Annotated in this window: 2 protein-coding genes and 1 pseudogene; all 3 read right to left on the bottom strand. The window is 69.4% G+C overall.

The window, feature by feature from the left end:
* Positions 1-25: 25 nt before the first annotated feature.
* Positions 26-1072 (bottom strand): annotated as a pseudogene (locus R2D22_RS36165) (AMP-binding protein); the annotation flags it as partial.
* A complete protein-coding gene (locus R2D22_RS32295; RefSeq protein ID WP_318108566.1) occupies positions 1069-2961 on the bottom strand; it encodes a condensation domain-containing protein in 1893 nt (630 codons plus the stop codon). The pseudogene R2D22_RS36165 and the gene R2D22_RS32295, both read right to left, overlap by 4 nt.
* Positions 2961-23084 (bottom strand): non-ribosomal peptide synthase/polyketide synthase, encoded by a 20124-nt coding sequence (locus R2D22_RS32290; RefSeq protein WP_318108564.1) that lies wholly within the window; start codon positions 23082-23084, stop codon positions 2961-2963. The genes R2D22_RS32295 and R2D22_RS32290 overlap by 1 nt, the downstream gene beginning before the upstream one ends.
* Positions 23085-23090 lie beyond the last annotated feature (6 nt).

Below are 23090 nucleotides of genomic sequence, written 5' to 3'. Positions count from 1 at the left end.
CACCCCGATCCACCTTCCCGTTCGGCGTCAACGGAAGACCCGCCAACTCCACAAACACCGACGGAACCATGAACCCCGGCAGACTCCGCCCCACAAACTCCCGCAACTCACCCACCGACGGAATACCCACACCCCCATCCACCGGCACCACATACGCCACCAAACGACGATCCACACCCACCCCGAACACACCCACCACCACCGCACGCACACCCGGATGAGAAACCAACACCGCCTCAACCTCACCCGGCTCGATCCGGAAACCACGCACCTTCACCTGCTCATCCCCACGCCCCAAAAACTCCAACTCACCCCCCGACAACCACCGCACCCGATCCCCCGACCGATACATCCGCGAACCATCCCCCACAAACGGATCAGCAACAAACCGCTCCGCCGTCAAACCAGGCCGCCCCCCATAACCCCGAGCCACCTGCGGACCCGCAATGAACAACTCACCCACCACACCCACCGGAACCGGCTCCAAACAACCGTCCAACACATACACCCGCGTATTCGGCAACGGCCCACCGATCGACACCGCACCCTCACCACCCACCCCCTCCAACACACCGAACGTCGAATCCACCGACGCCTCCGTCACCCCATACGCCGACAACAACCGCACACCCCCACCCAACACACCCCGAGCCCGCACCACCGAACCCCACCGCCACACATCCGTCGTCACCACCACCAACCGCAAACCCCCCAACCCCAACCCAGACACCGACCCAGACCCAGACCCGCCGGCCTCCACAAACCCCACCAACTCATCCACATACCGCGGCGCACACTCGAACGCCTCCACCCCAGCACCCGCCAACACCCCCACCCACTCACCCACATCCACCTGCAACCCCACCCGCCCCAACACCAACACCCCACCCGAACACAACGCCCTCACCACATCACCCGTGAACACATCAAAACTCGCACTCGCCACCGACAACCACCGCAACCCCACCCCACCAAAATGCGCAACCTCCCAACCCGCGAACAACGCCACCAAAGACCCATGAGAAACCAACGTCCCCTTAGGACGCCCCGTCGAACCCGACGTATAAATCACCCCAGCCAACCGACCAGAAGAACAAACAACATCCGGCGCCGACGAAGAACAACCCGCCACCACCCCACCCACCACCACATCGTCCAACCACACCACCGAACCCACCACACCATCCAAACCAAGACCCCCAGCAACCCCCGCTCCCCCACCAAAACCTCAACCCCACTATCCGCCAACATAAACTCCAACCGCTCCACCGGATACTCCGGATCCAACGGCAAATACGCCCCACCCGCCTGCCACACCGCAAGAACCGCCACCACCAAATCCACCCCACGCGGCAAACACAAACCCACCACCGACTCCACACCCACACCCACCGACACCAAATAATTCGCCAAACGATTCGCCCGACCCACCAACCCCCCATACGTCAAAACCTCATCACCCACCACCACCGCCACCACATCCGGCGACACCACAGCACGCGCAGCAATCAACTCATGCACACCACCCACCGCCGGCAACTCCACACGGCCACCGTCACCGCCGGCCACCAACCGCTCACGCTCACCCACCGACAGAACCGACAACTCACCCACCCGCACACCCGCGTCGCGAGCAACGCCCGCGACGATCGACTCCAGTACGCGGGCCATGTGGCCGGCCATCCGGTCGATCGCGGCGGCGTCGACCTGGGCACGGTCGTAGGAGAACTTGATCTGCAGGGCACGGCCGGAACTCGCGGTCACGCTCAGCGGGTAGTTGGCCTGCTCACGGCCGTAGTTCATCCCGGCGCGCAGCCCGCTCGCCGCCGCGTTGCGCTCTTCCTCCTCCAGGTCCTGGACCGGGAAGTTCTCGAAGGCGAAGAGGCTGTTGAACAGGGGCTTGCCGGCCGGCAGTTCGCTGCACGCGGCGATCGTCACCAGCGGGGTGTGCTCGTACTGCCGAGCTTTCACCTGCTCGTCCTGCAGACGGGTCAGCCAGGTCGTGAGCAGCTCGTCGCGGTCGACGCGGATTCTGACGGGTGTGGTGTTGAGCAGCATCCCGACCATCGACTCCATGCCGTCGAGCTGGCCGTCGCGGCCCGACGAGGTGACGCCGAACATGACGTCGTCGGCGCCGGAGTACAGGGACATGACGATGGCCCAGGCAGCCTGTACGACCGTGTTCGGCGTGAGCCGGTGGCGGCGGGCGAACTCGGTCAGCCCGGTGCCGGCCACCTCGGCGGTCAGTGGCACCAGTGCCTCGCCCGGTCCCTGGTCGCCGGTGGCGTGTTCGATGCCCAGGGAGGTCGCCTCGGTGATGCCGGCGAGCCGCTCGCGCCAGTACCCGCGAGCGGCGTCGAGGTCCTGCCGGGACACCCAGCCCACGAAGTCCCGGAACGGCCGGCGGGCCGGGAGTCGCGGTTCCCTTCCCGCCCGGAACGCCTGATAGGCGTCCATCAGCTCGGCCACCACGATCGGTGCGCTCCAGCCGTCGAGGAGCATGTGGTGGTAGCTCCACACCAGCTGGTGGCGGTCCGGTGCCAGGGCGATCACCGCGATCCGCACCAGGGTCGGCGCGGTGAAGTCGGCGCCGCGCTCCCAGTCTGCGGCGAGGTGGGCGTCGACCGCCTCCTGCCGGGCGGCCTCGTCCAGGTGCGACACGTCGATGAACCGGAGCGGCAGCGGAACCGACCGGGACACCACGGCCAGCGGCGTGGTGACGTCCTCCCGTACGACGGTGGTCCGCAGCACCTCGTGTCGGGAGAACATGAGCTCCCACGCCCGGCGCAGGGCGTCCTGGTCGAGCTCGCCCTCCAGCAGCATGCCGTCCTGCACCCAGTACATGCCGGGCTCGTCGGCCAGCTCGGTGTGGAAGAGCATTCCCTGCTGCAGGGCGGTCAGCGGGTAGATGTTCTCGATCGCCCGACCTCGTCGGCCTGCCGCCGCGTCGAATGCCGTCATCACGCACCTCCGGAATCGGCGATCTCACCGGTGTGGTCGGGTGAGTCGAAGCGCTGTCGAATGAGGTCGAGCAGGTCCTGGTCGACGTCGGCCAGGGGGAAGTCGGACGGCGTGTATCCGCCGGCCTCGGGGCGGCAGCAGTACTCGATGAGGTCCTCGAGGGCCTCGATGTAGCGCTGCGCGAGGCGAAGCACGGTCGCCCGGTCGTGCACCTGATCGCTGTACATCCAGACCAGCTCCAGCCGGCCCAGCGCGATCTGGCTGTTGATCTCGATGAGGTGGGTACGGAGCCCCTGCGCCGACTGCGAGGCGCCGAGCGCCCGGCCGGTCGGTGTGAAGCGTCCGCCGGAGCCGCCGGCGGGGCCGACCGCCTGGGTCGTCTGGCCCAGATAGTTGAAGGCGACTTCCGCACCCGCCCCCGGGGTCCAGTCGGTCATGTGGCGCAGGAGGCCGTAGCCCTGACCCTTGCGCGGGATCTCCCGCAGGTACTCCTTCGTCCGGCGCAGCGCTTCCCCGAGGTTTCCGCCGGACGTACCGCCGAGCACCACCGGGTACACGCTGGTGAACCAGCCGACCGTCCGCGAGATGTCGATGTCGGTTCCGACGTCCTCACGGCCGTGTCCCTCCAGGTCCACGACCACCGACGGCGCCTGGCACCATTCCGTGAGCACGGTGCCCAGCACGCTCAGGAGCACGTCGTTGATCTGTGTCCCGAACGCGCTCGGCACCTCCCGCAGCAGGCGCTCGGTCTGCTCGGCGCCGAGGGTGACCGACAGTTGCCGGGCCGATGCGAGGCTGTTCGCGCCGTCGTGATCGCGGGGCGCCGAGCCGGTCGTGGCCTCCGCGGCCCGCCAGTACGGGGCTTCCGCGGCGAGTGCGGGGGACGCCGCCAGCTCCGTCAGCCGCTGCGTCCAGGCCCTGTACGAGCTCGTCTTCGCCGGCAGCTTCACCGGGAGCCCGCGCTCGATCCGACCGTAGGCGGCCGTCAGGTCCTCGAGGATGACGGCCCAGGACACGGCGTCCACCACCAGGTGGTGAGCCACGACGAACAGCAGCTGGCCACACTCACCGCGGTCGAACACCACGATGCGCAGGAGCGGCCCGTCCGCCAGGTCGAGGCCGGCCTGCACCTCGTTGCCGCGGGCGTCGAGGAACTCCCATTCCTCGTCGTCGTCCAGGCCGGTGCTCCGGATGACCTGGACGCAGTCGGCCTGCTCGGCCGCCGCCACCCGGCCGACCCACGTGTCGCCCTCCCGGACGAACCTCGACCTCAGGGCGTCGTGCTGCTCGAGCAGCGCCGCGGCGGCGGCGCGCATCAGCTCGGGGTCGACCCGCTGGGTGACGTCGAGCAGCATCGACTGGTTGAAGTGGCCCGGCCGGTCCAGGTCCTGTTCGAAGAACCAGCGCTGGATCGGGGACAGCGAGAAGTCGCCTGTCACCAGGCCCTGTTCGGCGTCGGCCGCACTCTGCGCCTCGGCCACCGAGGCGAGGCCCGCCACCGTCTGGTGGTCGAAGAGCTGGGCGACGGTGACATGGATGCCGTGCTCCCGTGCCCGGGCCACGACCTGGATGCTGATGATGGAGTCGCCGCCGAGTTCGAAGAAGTTGTCGTGGACGCCGACCCGGTCGACACCCAGGACCTGCGCCCACACCCCCGCCAGCAACTCCTCCGTCGCATTCGCCGGCGCGACGAACCCCTCCAACTCCGGCCGCACACCCTCCGGAACCGGCAACGCACCCCGATCCACCTTCCCGTTCGGCGTCAACGGAAGACCCGCCAACTCCACAAACACCGACGGAACCATGAACCCCGGCAGACTCCGCCCCACAAACTCCCGCAACTCACCCACCGACGGAATACCCACACCCCCATCCACCGGCACCACATACGCCACCAAACGACGATCCACACCCACCCCGAACACACCCACCACCACCGCACGCACACCCGGATGAGAAACCAACACCGCCTCAACCTCACCCGGCTCGATCCGGAAACCACGCACCTTCACCTGCTCATCCCCACGCCCCAAAAACTCCAACTCACCCCCCGACAACCACCGCACCCGATCCCCCGACCGATACATCCGCGAACCATCCCCCACAAACGGATCAGCAACAAACCGCTCCGCCGTCAAACCAGGCCGCCCCCCATAACCCCGAGCCACCTGCGGACCCGCAATGAACAACTCACCCACCACACCCACCGGAACCGGCTCCAAACAACCGTCCAACACATACACCCGCGTATTCGGCAACGGCCCACCGATCGACACCGCACCCTCACCACCCACCCCCTCCAACACACCGAACGTCGAATCCACCGACGCCTCCGTCACCCCATACGCCGACAACAACCGCACACCCCCACCCAACACACCCCGAGCCCGCACCACCGAACCCCACCGCCACACATCCGTCGTCACCACCACCAACCGCAAACCCCCCAACCCCAACCCAGACACCGACCCAGACCCAGACCCGCCGGCCTCCACAAACCCCACCAACTCATCCACATACCGCGGCGCACACTCGAACGCCTCCACCCCAGCACCCGCCAACACCCCCACCCACTCACCCACATCCACCTGCAACCCCACCCGCCCCAACACCAACACCCCACCCGAACACAACGCCCTCACCACATCACCCGTGAACACATCAAAACTCGCACTCGCCACCGACAACCACCGCAACCCCACCCCACCAAAATGCGCAACCTCCCAACCCGCGAACAACGCCACCAAAGACCCATGAGAAACCAACGTCCCCTTAGGACGCCCCGTCGAACCCGACGTATAAATCACCCCAGCCAACCGACCAGAAGAACAAACAACATCCGGCGCCGACGAAGAACAACCCGCCACCACCCCACCCACCACCACATCGTCCAACCACACCACCGAACCCACCACACCATCCAAACCAAGACCCCCAGCAACCCCCCGCTCCCCCACCAAAACCTCAACCCCACTATCCGCCAACATAAACTCCAACCGCTCCACCGGATACTCCGGATCCAACGGCAAATACGCCCCACCCGCCTGCCACACCGCAAGAACCGCCACCACCAAATCCACCCCACGCGGCAAACACAAACCCACCACCGACTCCACACCCACACCCACCGACACCAAATAATTCGCCAAACGATTCGCCCGACCCACCAACCCCCCATACGTCAAAACCTCATCACCCACCACCACCGCCACCACATCCGGCGACACCACAGCACGCGCAGCAATCAACTCATGCACACCACCCACCGCCGGCAACTCCACACGGCCACCGTCACCGCCGGCCACCAACCGCTCACGCTCACCCACCGACAGAACCGACAACTCACCCACCCGCACACCCGCGTCGCGAGCAACCCCGTCCAGCACCGCGACCAGGTGACGGGCCATCGCCTCGACCGTCGCCCCATCGAACAGTGCCGTGCTGTATTCGAGTTCTCCGGACAGCTCGCCTTCGCCCGTGTCGCCGAACCTCAGGGTCAGGTCGAAGAGCGCGAGCCGGGTCCCGGCGTCCGTCCCCTTGATCCGTATGTCCTGCCTCGGCAGACTCGCACCCGCACCCGCACCCTCGCCCTGGTCGAGCAGGTTCGCGGCGTCGCGCGCCTCCTCGGCCGCGTAGGTGAAGAACACCTGGAACAGCGGGCTGACGGTCCGGTCCCGCTCGGTGACGAGGTCGTCCACCAGCTGCTCGAACGGCAGGTCCTGGTGGGCATATGCGCCCAGGGCCGTGTTCCGTACCCGGCCGACCAGTTCACCGAAGGTCGGGTTGCCGGACAGGTCGGTGCGCATGACGAGCGTGTTGACGAAGAGCCCGATCAGGTCCTCCGTCTCGGCGCGGTTCCGGTTGGCGACCGGCGTGCCGACGACCACGTCCTCCGCGCCCGCGTACCGGCTGAGCAGCACGTCGAAGGCGGCAAGGAGCGTCATGAACATCGTCGCGCCGGACTCGCGGGCCACCGCGCGCAGCGCGTCCGCGGTCTCCGCCGACACGGTGAAGCGCGTCGCCGCGCCCTCGGACGAGCGCACCGGCGGACGGGGACGGTCGGTCGGCAGCTCCACCTGTGGGAGCCGGGCCAGATGACCTCGCCAGTAGTCGAGTTGCTTCTCCAGCTCGTCGCCGGCCAGGCACGTCCGCTGCCAGGCCGCGAAGTCGGCGTACTGCACGGGTAGCGGCGGCAGCGGGTCCGGTCGACCGGATCGGAACGCCTCGTACAGGGCAGCGAGTTCGCGACGCAGGACGCGCCCCGACCACTCGTCGAACACCACGTGCTGCATCGACAGAGCCAGGACGTGCTCGTCGTCCGCCAGCCGGATGAGGACGGCACGGACGAGTGGACCGCCGGCGAGGTCGAACGGCGCCATGGCGTCCATCGCCACGAGCCGCTCCGTCGCCCGCAGCGGGTCGTCGCTGCCGGACACGTCGACCACCGGCAGCGGGAAGGCGGCCGGCGGGTCGATCACCTGATGGGCCACGCCGTCCGCGTCCGCCACCAGCCGGGTACGCAGCACCTCGTGTCGCGCCATGACCGCGTCCAACGCCGCGGCCAGTGCGGCCACGTCCAGATCGCCGTCCAGTCGAATCGGCAGCGGCAGGTTGTACTCGGTGGAACCGGGCTCGAGCTGGTCGAGGAACCACAGGCGCTGCTGCGCGAACGACAACGGCAACGGCTCGTCCCGGCCGACCGCCGTGACGGGCTCAAGCAGCGGACCCCGCACCGAGTCCCCGACGACCGCGGCCAGACCCCGCACCGTCGGGTGGTCGAAAATGGCCGCCACAGGCACGTCGACGCCCAGCACCTCGCGAATCCGGGAGGTCACCTGCGTCGCGAGGAGCGAATGCCCGCCGAGCTCGAAGAAGCCGTCCGTAGCACCCACCCGGTCGAGACCCAGGACACCTGCCCAGATCCCGGCCACGAGTTCCTCCGTCGCTCCGGAAGGAGCGACGAAGTCGCCGGCCGACGACTGCCGCGCCTCCGGGGCCGGCAGCGCGGAACGATCCAGCTTGCCGTTCGCCGTCAACGGCAACCCGGCCAACTCCACAAACACCGACGGCACCATGAACTCCGGCAACCGGCCGGACATGAACTCCCGCAGCTCCGCGACCGGGGGCATACCCACGGTCGTGTCAGCCGGGACCACGTACGCCGCCAGGCGGCGGTCCTCGACGTCGCCGAAGGCGGCGACGACGGAGGTGCGGATCTGCGGGTGGCCGGTCAGAACGGCCTCGACCTCACCCGGCTCGATCCGGAAACCACGCACCTTCACCTGACCATCCGCACGCCCCACGAAGTCCAACTGCCCGTCCGGCAGCCAGCGCGCCCGGTCACCCGACCGATACATCCGCGAACCGTCGGCAGCGAAGGGGTCCGCAACGAACCGCTCGCTCGTCATGCCGGGACGGCCGCGGTAGCCGCGTGCGACCTGTGGGCCGGCTATGAACACCTCACCCGCCACACCCACGGGTACGGGGTTCAGCCGGTCGTCCAGGACGTACAGACGGGCGTTCGGGACAGGGGACCCGATGGCAGGGGCGCCGGTGAGCTGGTCGGGGTCCACGGTGCCGGTGGTCACCATGACCGTCGACTCCGTCGGACCGTACGTGTTCACGAGGCGACGGCCGGCCGACCAGGCACGAGCGACCGGCTCGGTCAGACGCTCGGCGCCCAGCAGCAGCGTCCCGACACCCGACACCGCCTCCGGGTCCAGGACGCCCAGCAGGGACGGGACCACACTCGCCGCGCTCACGCCGTCGGCTCGGAGCATCGAGGTGAGGAGGGACGCCTCGGCCCGCTCCTCGGACGTCGCGACGACCAGAACGCCACCCGACGCGAGCGTCACGGCGACGTCGAGCACGGCCGCGTCGAAGCTGAACGAGGCGAACTGCAGCATCCGCTGGCCCGGACCGGCATCCAGCACCGGCGCCAGCGCCGACACCATCCCGACGACACTGCCGTGCGCGACCTGCACGCCCTTCGGCCGCCCGGTCGAACCCGACGTATAGATCACATACGCCAACTGGTCAGCGACCGTCCGCACCTCAGGGGCCGACGACGGCAACCCTCCCAGCACCTTCAGTACAGCCGGATCGTCCAGCCACACCGTACGAACATCCACCGCATCGACCGGCAGGCCCTCAGCCGCCGACCGCTCACCCACCAACACCTGCACACCCGCATCCGCGAGCATGAACTCCAGCCGATCGGCCGGGTATTCGGGGTCCAACGGCAGGTAGGCACCACCCGCCTGCCACACCGCGACCATCGCCACAACCATGTCCACCCCACGCGGCAGACACAGACCCACCACCGACTCCGCACCCACACCCACCGACCGCAGATGACGCGCCAGACGATTCGCCCGCGCCATCAACCCGCCATACGTAACCGACTCCCCGCCGGCCACCACCGCCACTACATCCGGAGCCACAACCGCCCGCTCAGCGATCAGCTCATGCACCCCACCCACCGACGGCAACTCCACAAAGCCGCCCTCGCCACCAGCCACCAGAAGCTCACGCTCCCCCGCGGCCAGCACCGACAGCTCACCCACCCGCTGCCCCGCATCCGCAGCCACCGCCTCCAGCACCGCCACCAAGTGACCCGCCAGACGCTGCATCGTCTCCGCGTCAAACAGCGCGGTGCTGTACTGAACCTCGCCCGCCAGACCCTCACCGCTGTCGCCGACCCGGACCGCCAGGTCGACGCTCACGAGCATCGGCCGGTCGGCGGAGAGCTCCGCCCCTAGAGCGGCGCCGCCCTCCCACAGGAGGTCGGCGTTCCGGTGGGCGGTGCCGGCCGCCGAATCCGCCGTGTCGTAGTTGAAGAGGACCTGGAAGAGCGGGCTGCGTGAACGGTCGCGCTCGACGGCCAGCTCGTCCACGAGCTGCTCGAACGGCAGGTCCTGGTGCGCGTATCCGCCGAGGGCGGTCTCGCGGACCCGGCCGAGGAGTTCGGCGAAGGTCGGATCGCCAGACAGGTCGGTGCGCATGACGAGCGTGTTGACGAAGAAGCCGATGAGGCCCTCGGTCTCGGCCCGGTTCCGGTTCGCGATCGGCGTGCCCACGACCACGTCGTCCGTGCCCGCGTAGCGGCCAAGGAGCACGTTGAAGGCCGCCAGCGACATCATCGACATGGTCACCCCGTGTGCACGGGAGAGGGCGCGCAGTCGCCTCGCCGTCTGTGCGGGCACGGCGAACTCGACAAGTCCACCGTCCACCGAGCGAACTGCCGGGCGAGGGCGGTCGGTGGGCAGTTCGAGGGTCGGCAGGCCGCCGAGCCGGTCGCGCCAGTAGGCGAGTTGGGCATCGAGGACGTCACCGCTCAGCCATTGCCGCTGCCAGACGGCGAAGTCGGCGTACTGCACCTCCAGCGGCGGAAGCGGATCCGGCTCACCCGCACGGAACGCCTCGTACAACGCCATCAGCTCACGCCGCAGAATCCGACCCGACCACTCGTCCGACACCACGTGATGCATCGACAACGCCAGCACATGCTCCTGCGCCGCCACCCTCACCAACGTCGCCCGCAACAACGGACCACACGCCAGATCGAACGGCACCCGCGCATCCGCCGCCACCACCGCCCGCACCGCAACCACCGGATCAGCACCCGCCGGCACCTCCACGACCCGCAGATCGACCGGCGCAGCCTCATCGATCACCTGACGCGCCACACCCTCCGCATCCGCCACCAGACGCGTCCGCAACACCTCGTGCCGCGCGACGACGGCCGTCAACGCGGCGCTCAGCGCCGGCACGTCCAGGGCGCCCCGCAGGCGGAGGTACAGGGGAGCGATGTACTCGGTGGAGCCCGGGTCGAACTGGTCGAGGAACCACAGGCGCTGCTGCCCGAAGGACAGCGGCAGGGCCTGGTCCCGGTCGATCCGCGTCACCGGCGGCGCGGTGTCACGCGCGGAGCTCTCGACGACCGAGGCCAGGCCGCGCAGCGTCGGCTCGTTGAAGAGCGCCGACAGCGGCACCTTGACGCCGAACACCTCGCGGATGCGGGACACAGCCTGCGTGGCGACCAGCGAGTGTCCACCCAGGTCGAAGAAGTTGTCCTCCACGCCGACGCGCTCCACACCGAGGACCTCGGCCCAGACGTCGGCCAGGAGTTCCTCGGTCGTGGTGACCGGGGACATGAACTCCTCGACGTCGGACTGGTGGACCTGCGGTTCGGGCAGTGCTGCGTGGTTGAGCTTTCCGTTGGCGGTCAGTGGGAGCTCGCTCAGCTCCACGAACACCGACGGCACCATGTACTCCGGCAACCGGTCGCCCAGGAACCCACGCAGTTCACCGACCGACGGAATCCCGATCTCCGGATCCCCCGGAACCAGATACGCCACCAGACGACGCTCCGCACCCACCCCGTGCGCCGTCACAACCGCAGACGCCACCTGCGCGTGACCCACCAGCGCCGACTCGACCTCACCCGGCTCGATCCGATACCCACGCACCTTGATCTGACCATCCGCACGACCCACGAACTCCAGCCGCCCATCAGCCAGCCACCGGACCCGGTCCCCCGTCCGATACATCCGACCACCATCCACAGCGAACGGATCCGCCACGAACCGCTCACCCGTCAGACCAGCCCGCCCCACATACCCCCGAGCCACCTGCGGACCCGCAACAAACAACTCACCCACCACACCCACCGGAACCGGATTCAAGAACCCGTCCAGCACATACACCCGCGTATTACCCAACGGCCGGCCCAGACCCACCACACCATCCGCCAAACCACCCGCACCCTCGACCAACCCACCAGCGACCACACCGACCGTCGTCTCGGTGGGCCCGTAGTGATTCACCACCGCACAATCACCGGCAGCCGCCACCAGCTCCCGCAGCCACGACGCCGACGCACCCTCGCCACCCAGCACCAGACCCCGCCGCGGCAACAACGACCCCGCCTCACCACCACAACCAGCCACCAACGCCGCCAGATGCGACGGCACCACCTTCACGAACTCGACACCCCACTCACGAACAAACCCCGCCACCGCACGCCCGTCCACCGCCGCATCCGCACCCACCACATGCAGCACACCACCCGACACCAAACACCCGAAGACAACCGTGTTACCCAGGTCCGTCACCACCGGCTGCAACAACCCGAACCGGCCACCCGCACCACCCCAGCCGGCCCGCTCACCGACCGACACCACGTAATTCACCAAGCCACCGTGCGTGACCTGCACACCCTTCGGCCGCCCCGTCGAACCCGACGTATAAACCACATACGCCAACTGCTCAGGCTTCGTGACCACACCAGGAGCATCAGAAGAAAGCCCCGCCACGACCGCCCGCACCATCGGGTCGTCGACGACCACCGTCCGCAGCCGCCCCACCGGCAGCTCGTCCACCAGCTCCTCGGTGCCGACCAGCACCGTCGCCCGACTGTCACGCAACATGAACCCGAGCCGGTCCACCGGATACTCCGGATCCAACGGCAGATACGCCCCACCCGCCTGCCACACCGCAAGAATCGCCACCACCATGTCCACCCCGCGCGGCAGACACAACGCCACCACCGACTCCGCACCCACACCCACCGACCGCAGATAACGCGCCAGACGATTCGCCCGACCCATCAACCCGCCATACGTCAACACCTCCCCACCAGCCACCACAGCCACCGCATCCGCAGCCACCACAGCCCGCTCAGCGATCAGCTCATGCACCCCACCCACCGCCGGCAGATCCACAGCCTCAACGCCCGCACCACCCACCAGCAGCTCACGCTCACCCGCCGACAACACGGGCAGCCCGCCCACCCGCTGATCGGCATCCGCGGCCACCGCCGTCAGCAGCGTGACCAGGTGCCCACCCAGCCGCTCCACCGTCTCCGCGTCGAACAACGCCGTGCTGTACTCGAACTCCGCGCCCAGGCCCGACCCGCCATCACTCAACACCAGACGCAGATCGAACTTCGCGACGACCCGTTCCGAGGCACTTCCCGTGCGGTCCACGAACCGGTCCACCGGGCCGGCGGCGTCGTCGCCGCCCTCACTGCCCTCGCTCTCGACGAAGTCGTAGTTGAACAGGGCCTGGAACAGCGGCGTACGCGAGCGATCCCGCTCCGACACCAGCGCTTCCACCACCTGCTCGAACGGCACATCCTGATGCGCATACGCACCAAGAGCCGTCTCCCGCACCCGCCCCAACACCTCACGGAACGACGGATCACCCGACAGATCCGTACGCATCACCAACGTGTTCACGAAGAACCCGATCAGGCCCTCCGTCTCCGCACGATTCCGGTTCGCCACCGGCGTCCCGACTACCACGTCGTCCGAACCCGCGTGCCGGCCCAGCAGCACCGCGTACGCCGACAGCAGCGTCATGAACATGGAGACGCCACACTCTCGCGACAGGGCGCGCAGCGGTTCGACCGTCTCCTGCGGGATGTCGAACCTGGTCACCGCGCCTACCGTCGACCGGACCGGCGGCCGGGGCCGGTCGGTGGGCAGGTCCAGGGTGGCGGCCCCGTCCAACTGCTCGGACCAGTAGCCGAGTTGGCGATCAAGCAGCTCGCCGTCGAGCCACTGCCGCTGCCAGACGGCGAAGTCCGCGTACTGCACGTCGAGCGGCTGCAACGGGTCTGGGGCGCCCGCGAGGAACGCGTCGTACAGAGACGTCAGTTCACGATGGAAGATCCGGTCCGACCACTCGTCGAACACCACGTGGTGGATCGCCAGCGCCAGTACGTGCTGCTGTGCCCCGAGCCGGAAGAGCGTGGCCCGGACCAGGGGGCCCGTGGCCAGGTCGAACGGTACTGCCGCGTCCTCGGCGGCCCGGGCCCGTGCCGCTCCCCGGGGGTCCGCGTCGGTCGAGACGTCGACCACCGGCAGGGGGAACGGCGCCGGCTCGTCGATCACCTGATGCGGCACCCCGTCCGCATTCGCCACCAGGCGGGTGCGCAGCACCTCGTGCCGCGCCACGACCCCGCCCAACGCCGCGCCCAGCGCGGCCACGTCCAGGGGCCCGTTCCATTCCACGGGTGACAGCAGGGCGTACTCCACCGCCCCGGGCGCCAGCTGGTCCAGGAACCACAGGCGCTGCTGCGCGAAGGACAGCGGCAACGGTCGGGTGCGGTCGGCCGGTGTCAGGGGAGGTACGGCGGTGCTGGTGCCCGAGTTCTCCAGGACCGGCGCCAGCTCACGGACTGTGGGCCGGTCGAACAGGGCGGAGAGGGGCACCTCGACGCGGAACGCCTCCCGGATGCGGGAGACCACCTGGGTGGCGAGCAGCGAGTGCCCGCCCACCTCGAAGAAGTTGTCGTCCGCGCCAATCCGGTCGACGCCGAGCACCTCGGACCAGATGCGGGCGAGCAGCTCCGCCGTCGCACCGGCCGGGGCGACGAAGTCGGCGGTGGTGGCGTGTGCCGGCTCCGGCTGCGGCAGGGCCGCCCGGTCCAGCTTTCCGTTCGCGGTCAGGGGCAGGGCCGCGAGCTCGACGAAGGCGGCCGGGACCATGTAGTCCGGCAGCTCGCGGCGCAGGTGGGCGCGGAGCTCGCCCGCGTCCGGGACCCCAGCGGTGTGATCGGCCGGGACCAGGTAGGCCACGAGGCGCCTGTCGGCGCCGTCGCCGGAAGCCGTCACCACAGCGGACAGGACCGCCGGGTGGGCGGCGAGCAGTGCCTCGATCTCCCCGGGTTCGATCCGGAAGCCGCGGATCTTGATCTGCTTGTCGGCCCGGCCCAGGTACTCCAGCGTGCCGTTGGGCAGGAGGCGGGCGCGGTCGCCCGAGCGGTAGAGCCGCGAGCCGTCCGCGGCGAACGGGTCGGCGACGAAGCGCTCGGCCGTGAGGGCCGGCCGCCCGCCGTATCCGCGCGTGACACCGGCGCCGCCGATGTAGAGCTCGCCGGGCACACCGGTCGGTACGGGCATGAGGTGCTCGTCGAGGACGAGGGCACGCCAGCCGGGAAGCGCACGCCCGACCGGCAACTTCGGATCGGCCGCCATGTCGGTGGCGTCGATCCGGTGCTCGGTGACGTGGACGGTCGTCTCCGTGATGCCGTACATGTTGACGAGGGCGGGCGCGTCCAGCCCCCACGCGTCGGCCCACCGCTCCACATGGACGCGCTGCAGCGCGTCGCCGCCGAAGACGACGAACCGCAGGTCTGCGGGTGTGCGCCCCGGCCCGTCGGCCTCGGCCAGCTGGCGGAACAGCTCGGGCGTGGCGCTCAGTACGGTCACGCCCTCGCCGGCCAGGACGTCGCGGAGCAGCCACGGCTGCCGCACCGTCTCCGTCGGTACGACGACACACCGGGCGCCGTGGGTCAGTGCTCCCCAGATCTCCCAGACGGAGAAGTCGAACGCGGAGGAGTGGATCACGCTCCACACGTCGTCGGGGCCGAGGTCGAAGGTCTCCGTACGGTCCACGGCCGCGAAGAGGCCCTGCACGTTCGCGTGCGGGACATGGACGCCCTTGGGGCGGCCGGTCGAGCCGGACGTGTAGATCACGTAGGCGAGCTGTCCTGGCTCGGTGACGGTGGCGGGCGCGCTGGCCGGACGCCGGCGGATCTCGGCGGCTGTCTCGGGGTCGTCGACAACGAGCAGGCGTGCGGCGGCGCTGTCCGCCGGTTCGTCTGCCAGTTCACCTGTCAGCGTCGCGGCGTGCCGCTGCTGCGTCACCACGACCTTCGCGGCGCTGTCGGCCAGCATGAAGGCGAGTCGCTCGGACGGGTGCCCCGGGTCCAGGGAGAGGTAGCCGCCGCCGGCCTGCCACACGGCCAGCATGGCCGTGACCATGTCGACCCCGCGGTCCAGGCACAGTCCGACGACGGTCTCCGGGCCCACCCCGGCATCGCGCAGCCCGTGCGCGAGACGGTTCGCTCCCGCCATCAGCTCCGCATACGTGACCCGCTGCTCGCCGCTGACGAGGGCCACCGCGTCGGGAGCCTCCTCGGCCCGCTGCGCGATCAGCGCGGGTACGCCGCCGGCCACGGGCGGCGGCGTCGCGGAGCCGTCCCACTCAGCGACGAGGCGCTCCTGCTCGGCCGCCGAGAGCAGCGACACCTGCGACAGCGGTCGCGTGTCGTCTGCGGCCACCGTCTCCAGCAGGCCGACCAGGTGCCCGATCATCCGCTCGACCGTGGAGGCGTCGAAGAGCGCGGTGCTGTACTGCATCTCGCCGACCAGGCCACCGGTGGCGGTAGCAACGCCGGCGCCGCTGTCGCTTCCACCGTCGCCGTCGCCGTCGCCGTCGCCCAGTGTCAGGAGCAGGTCGTACTTCGCCGGAAGGCTGTCCGCGAGGAAGTCGGTCGCGAGAGCGTCCGGGCCGAAGAGGTCACCGCGGCCCAGGAGGGCTCCGGGCTGCCGGGACTCGTACGTGAACATGACCTGGAACAGCGGGGTCCGGGACCTGTCCCGCACACCGACCAGATCATCGACGAGCTGCTCGAACGGCAGGTCCTGGTGCGCGAACGCCGCCAGAGAGGTCTCCCGCACCCGGCCGACGAGCTCGGCGAAGGACGGGTCGCCGGACAGGTCGGTGCGCATGACGAGGGTGTTGACGAAGAACCCGATCAGCTCCTCGGTCTCGGCGCGGTTCCGGTTCGCCACCGGCGTGCCCACCACCACGTCCTCGGAGCCCGCATAACGGCTCAGCAGGACGTCGAAGGCGGCAAGGAGGGTCATGAACATCGTCGTGCCGCGCTCGCGCGAGAGGGCGCGCAGCGCGTCCGCCGTACGCGCCGGGACAGTGAAGCGGATCGCGGCGCCCTCGGTGGAGCGTACGAGCGGCCGGGGCCGGTCGGTGGGCAGTTCGAGCGTCGGCGCTCCCGCCAAGTGCTGTGACCAGTAGGCGAGTTGCGTCTCCAGCACATCGCCGGAGAGCCACTGCCGCTGCCAGGCGGCGAAGTCCGCGTACTGCACGGCCAGCGGCTGGAGCGGGTTCGGCTCGCCCTCCCGGAACGCCTCGTACAGTGCAACGAGTTCACGCCGGAAGATCTGGTCCGACCATTCGTCGAAGACCACGTGGTGCACCGACAGCGCCAGCACATGCTCGTCGGGAGCCACCCGGATCAGCATGGCGCGGATCAGGGAATCGGCCGCCAGGTCGAAGGGCAGCACCGCGTCGGCGCCGACCAGCTCGCGGGCGGCGGCCACCGGATCGCGCTCCGCGGACACGTCGACGAGAGCGAGCGGGAAGGTCTCCGCCGGCTCGTCGATCACCTGGTACGGGATGCCGTCCGCGCCCGTGACGAGCCGGGTGCGCAGCACCTCGTGCCGCGCCACGACAGCGCCCAGCGCGCGGGTGAGCGCACCGACATCGGGCTTCTCCCCGCGCAGCCACACCGGGAGGGCGACGTTGTACTCGGCGGCCTCCTGGTCGAGCTGCTCCAGGAACCAGAGGCGTTGCTGCGCAAAGGACAACGGCAGGGGCTGCTCCCGGTTCGCCACGACGACCGGGGGCAGGGCGCTTGCCCGGCCGGCGCTCTCTACCGCGGCAGCCAGATCGCGCACGGTCGGCCGGTCGAAGAGCACGTGCAGCGGGATCTCCGCCCCGATCAGCTCCCGAACGCGAGACCGGACGCGTGTGGCCAGCAGGGAGTGCCCGCCCAGCTCGAAGAAGTTGTCCGTGGCACCGACTCGGTCCAGGCCCAGGAGCTGAGCCCAGATACCGGCAAGCAGTTCCTCGGTGGCCGTGCTCGGCGGCACGAACCGGTCCAGCTCGGGCCGCTCGCCTTCCGGCTCGGGCAGAGCCGCACGATCGAGCTTGCCGTTCGGAGTGAGCGGCAGGGCGTCGAGTGACAGGAAGGCGGACGGGATCATGAAGGCCGGGAGTCGGCTGCTCGCGAAGGCGCGGATGTCGGCGACCGACGGGATGCCCGCCTGATCGGCCGGAACGAGATAGGCGACAAGGCGGCGGTCCTCGACGTCGCCGAAAGCGGCGACGACAGCCGTGCGGATCTGCGGGTGAGCGGTCAGAACGGCCTCGATCTCCCCCGGCTCGATCCGGAAACCACGCACCTTCACCTGACCATCCGCACGCCCGACGAAGTCCAACTGCCCGTCCGGCAGCCAGCGCGCCCGGTCACCCGACCGATACATCCGCGTGCCGTCGGCGGCGAAGGGGTCCGCGACGAACCGCTCGCTCGTCATGCCGGGACGGCCGCGGTAGCCACGCGCGACCTGCGGGCCGGCGATGAACACCTCACCGGCCACACCCACGGGTACGGGGTTAAGCCGCTCGTCCAGGACGTACAGACGGGCGTTGGAAACCGGGGATCCGATGGCGGGAGCACCGGTGAGCTGGTCGGGGTCCACGGTGCCGGTGGTCACCATGACCGTCGACTCCGTCGGACCGTACGTGTTCACCAACCGACGCCCCGCCGACCAGGCACGAGCGACCGGCTCCGTCAGACGCTCCGCACCCAGCAGCAGCGTCCCGACACCCGACACCGCCTCCGGGTCCAGGACACCCAGCAGAGACGGGACCACACTCGCCGCGCTCACGCCGTCGGCGCGGAGCATCGAGGTGAGGAGGGACGCCTCGGCCCGCTCCTCCGACGTCGCGACGACGAGGACACCGCCCGACGCGAGCGTCACGGCGACATCGAGGACGGCCGCGTCGAAGCTGAACGAGGCGAACTGCAGCATCCGCACGCCTGGACCGGCTTCGAGAACCGGTGCCAAGGCCGACACCATCCCGACGACACTGCCGTGCGCGACCTGCACACCCTTCGGCCGCCCCGTCGAACCCGACGTATAGATGACATACGCCAACTGACCTGCAGCGACGTTTGCTTCAGGCGCATCGGACGGCAGGGACGCAAGGTTCTCCCGCACGGCCAGGTCGTCCAGCCACACGCCCTGCTCGACCGACAGCCCCTCCACCAGGTCCCGTCGGCCCACCACGACCTCGACACCCGCGTCCGCGAGCATGAACTCCAGCCGATCGGCCGGATACTCCGGATCCAGCGGCAGATACGCCCCACCCGCCTGCCACACCGCGACCATCGCCACCACCATGTCCACCCCACGCGGCAGACACAGACCCACCACCGACTCCGCACCCACACCCACCGACCGCAGATAATGCGCCAGACGATTCGCCCGACCCATCAGCCCGCCGTACGTCAGAGACTGCTCCCGGACCACCACAGCCACCGCATCCGGAGCCACCACAGCCCGTTCCGCGATCAGCTCATGCACCCCACCCGCCGCCGGCAACTCCACCGACGACGCGTTCCACCCCTCCACCACCAGCTCACGCTCACCCGCCGCCAACACCGGCAGCTCACCCACCCGCTGCCCCGGGTCCAGAACGATGGCGTCCAGCAGGGTGACCAGGTGGCCAGCCAGGCGCTCCATCGTCGCCGCGTCGAACAGCGCAGTGCTGTACTCGATCGTCCCCGACAGGGCGTCGTCGCCGCCCTCGACCCGGACGGACAGATCGAACTTCGACGGCAGGACACCGTCCGGGTTCGTGTACACGCCACCGTCGGCGACGTAGCTGAACAGGACCTGGAACAGCGGGGTGCGCGACCGGTCCCGCTCCGTGACGAGCTCGTCCACCAGCTGCTCGAACGGCACGTCCTGATGCGCGTACGCACCCAGCGCCGTCTCCCGCACGCGTCCCACCAACTCACGGAACGACGGGTCACCCGACAGATCCGTCCGCAGCACCAGGGTGTTGACGAAGAACCCGATCAGGTCCTCCGTCTCGGCGCGGTTCCGGTTCGCGACCGGCGTGCCCACCACCACATCGTCCGAACCCGCATAACGCCCCAGCAGCACATCGAAAGCCGCAAGGAGCGTCATGAACATCGACGCACCACAATCACGCGACAGCTCCCGCAGCGCCTCGGCCGTCGGCGCCGACACACTGAAGCGCCGCACCGCACCGGCAGAGGAACGAACCGCCGGACGCGATCGGTCGGTGGGCAGGTCGAGTACCGGCGCATCGGCCAACTTGGCGCGCCAGTAGGTGAGCTGGCTGTCCAGGACATCACCGGACATCCATGCGCGCTGCCAGACGGAGAAGTCGGCGTACTGCACGGGCAGCGGCGGCAGCGGGTCCGGCTCGCCCGCGTGGAACGCCTCGTAGAGGGTCGACAGTTCGCGCTGGAAGAGGTGATCCGACCACTCGTCGAACACCACGTGGTGAGCAAGCAGCAGGAGGACGTGCCTCTCGTCCGCCACCTTGATCAGGGTGGCTCGGACCAGGGGGCCGGCCGTCAGGTCGAACGGTCGCATCGCCTCGGCACGCAGCAACTCAGCAGCGTGGGTGGCGGGGTCGGCTTCGCCAGACGCATCGACCACCGCGAGCGGGAAGGCGGCCGGCGGGTCGATCACCTGATGCGGTACGCCGTCCGCGTCCGCCACCAGCCGGGTACGCAGCGCCTCGTGCCGCACGACCATCGCGTCCAGCGCCGCGGTCAGTGCGGCCTTGTCCAGCGCGCCGTCCAGCCGGATCGGCATGGGCAGGTTGTACTCGGTGGATCCGGGCTCGAGCTGGTCGAGGAACCACAGGCGCTGCTGCGCGAACGACAACGGCAACGGCTGGGTACGGTCGGCCGGCGTCATGGCTGGGGCGACCGTTCCCGACGCCTCCGCGATCGCCGCGGCAAGACCCCGCACCGTCGGGTGGTCGAACAACACCGACATCGCGAGCTCGACACCGAGCACCTCACGAATGCGAGAGATCACCCGTGTCGCAAGGAGCGAGTGGCCACCCAGCTCGAAGAAGCCATCCGTGACACCCACACGATCGACACCCAGCACGCCGGCCCAGATCCCGGCGAGGAGTTCTTCCGTCGTTCCGGACGGGGCGACGAAACCCTCGCCCGACGTCTGCCCCACCTGCGGAGCCGGCAGCGCCGAGCGGTCCAGCTTGCCGTTCGCCGTCAACGGCAACCCAGCCAACTCCACGAACACCGACGGCACCATGAACTCCGGCAGCCGCCCGCTCAAGAACTCCCGCAGCTCGCCCACCGGGGGCATCCCCGCAGCGACGTCGGCAGGGACCACGTACGCCGCCAGGCGACGGTCCGTGCCGTCGCCGAACGCGGTCACGACGGCCGTACGGACCTCAGGGTGGTCGGCGAGAACCGCCTCGATCTCACCCGGCTCGATCCGGAAACCACGGACCTTCAGCTGATCGTCCACACGGCCCACGAAGTCGAGTCGCCCGTCCGCCAGCCAGCGGACCACATCCCCCGACCGGTACATCCGGGAACCGTCCGCGGCAAAGGGGTCCGCGACAAACCGCTCACCCGTCAGACCCGGCTGACCCCCGTAGCCACGGGCCACACCGGAACCGGCGACGTACAGCTCACCGGCCACACCCACCGGGACGGGACGCAACTGCGCGTCCAGGACATACACCCGGGTGTTGGCCAGCGGCCGGCCGATCGACGGCGCACCCTGCTCCTCGGGATCTGCCTGGCCGGCACAGGCGATCACCGTGATCTCGGTGGGCCCGTATCCGACGAAGAACCTGCGGCCGGGACCCCACTCGCGGACCACTTGCTCGCCCACACGCTCCGAGCCGACAAACAGACTGCGCACACCCGGCAGCCCTGCCTCGTCCAGCACACCCAGCAGCGACGGCGACACACTCGCCGACACCACGCCCTCGGCCCGCACCAGCCTCTCCAGCTCGGCCGGCACACGCCGCTGCTCCGACGAGGCAACCACCAGCGCCCCACCACCAGCCAGCGTCACCGCCACATCCAGAACGGCCGCGTCGAAGCTCTGGGACGCGAACTGCAGCACCCGCGCACCCGGCTCCACACCCAACGCCGACCGCAACGCCAACGCCAGATTCACCACACCACCGTGCGCGACCTGCACACCCTTCGGCCGCCCCGTCGAACCCGACGTATAGATCACATACGCCAACTGGTCAGCGACCGTCCGCACCTCAGGGGCCGACGACGGCAACCCTCCCAGCACCTTCAGTACAGCCGGATCGTCCAGCCACACCGTACGAACATCCACCGCATCAACCGGCAGACCATCGGCCGCCGACCGCTCGCCCACCAACACCTGCACACCCGCATCCGCGAGCATGAACTCCAGCCGATCGGCCGGGTACTCCGGATCCAGCGGCAGGTAGGCGCCACCCGCCTGCCACACGCCGACGATCGCCACGACCATGTCCACCCCACGCGGCAGACACAGACCCACCACCGACTCCGCACCCACACCCACCGACCGCAGATGACGCGCCAGACGATTCGCCCGCGCCATCAACCCGCCATACGTAACCGACTCCCCGCCGGCCACCACCGCCACCGCATCCGGAGCCACAACCGCCCGCTCAGCGATCAGCTCATGCACCCCACCCACCGACGGCAACTCCACAAAGCCGCCCTCGCCACCAGCCACCAGCCGCTCGCACTCACCCGCGGCCAGCACGGACAGCTCACCCACCCGCAGCCCGGCATCCGCAGCCGCACCCGCAGCCACCGCCTCCATCACCGCCACCAAGTGACCCGCCAGACGCTCGACCGTCGTCGCGTCGAACAGCGCCGTGCTGTACCGAACCTCACCCGCCAGGCCACCCTCGCCGCTGTCGCGAACCCGGACCGCCACGTCGAACTGCGCCTCCAGCTCGCCGGAGAGCGCCTGGAGCCCTTCCGCCTCTGGCCCTGCGTAGCCGAAGTAGAGCCGGAACAGCGGGTTGCGTCGCGATCCGGAGCGCTCGGCGGCCAGGGCGGCCAGCGTCTCCTCCGAAAGCAGGTCCTGGCCGCCCGCTTCGCCCCGCCGGATCTGCTCCAGGAGCGCTGCGAACGACGGATCGCCGGACAGGTCCGCGCGGTGGACCGTCACCCCGGGCCGCTGCGCGCCGGCGGCCACCGCGACGTCGTCCGATCCGGTGTACCGCGCGATCAGCACCATGAGCGCCGCGAGGAGCGTCTGGGGAAGCGTTGCGCCGTGGTCGTCGGCCAGTGTGCGCAACCGCTGTGCGGTCGACGCCGGCACTCCGAATCCGATGGCTTCCACGGTTTCCACGCTTTCCGCAGCTGCCGTAATTCCCACGGCTGCCACCTCGGTGAGCCGGTTCGGCGTGTACGGCCGGTCCGTTGGCAACTCCAGTGCCGGCAGATCGGCCGATCGGTCACGCCAGTAGTCCAGTTCACCGTTCATGACGCC

The organism is Streptomyces sp. HUAS YS2 (assembly GCF_033343995.1).
In the GTDB taxonomy this organism is placed as follows: domain Bacteria; phylum Actinomycetota; class Actinomycetes; order Streptomycetales; family Streptomycetaceae; genus Streptomyces; species Streptomyces solicathayae.
Note: the sequence above shows the minus strand (reverse complement) of the source record. Positions and strands in the feature narration are given on the sequence as shown.

What these genes read in the sequence shown, in the direction of transcription:
- R2D22_RS32295 (WP_318108566.1), bottom strand. Translation starts at nt 2,961, where the DNA reads ATGACGGCATTCGACGCGGCGGCAGGCCGACGAGGTCGGGCGATCGAG.
- R2D22_RS32290 (WP_318108564.1), bottom strand. Translation starts at nt 23,084, where the DNA reads ATGAACGGTGAACTGGACTACTGGCGTGACCGATCGGCCGATCTGCCG.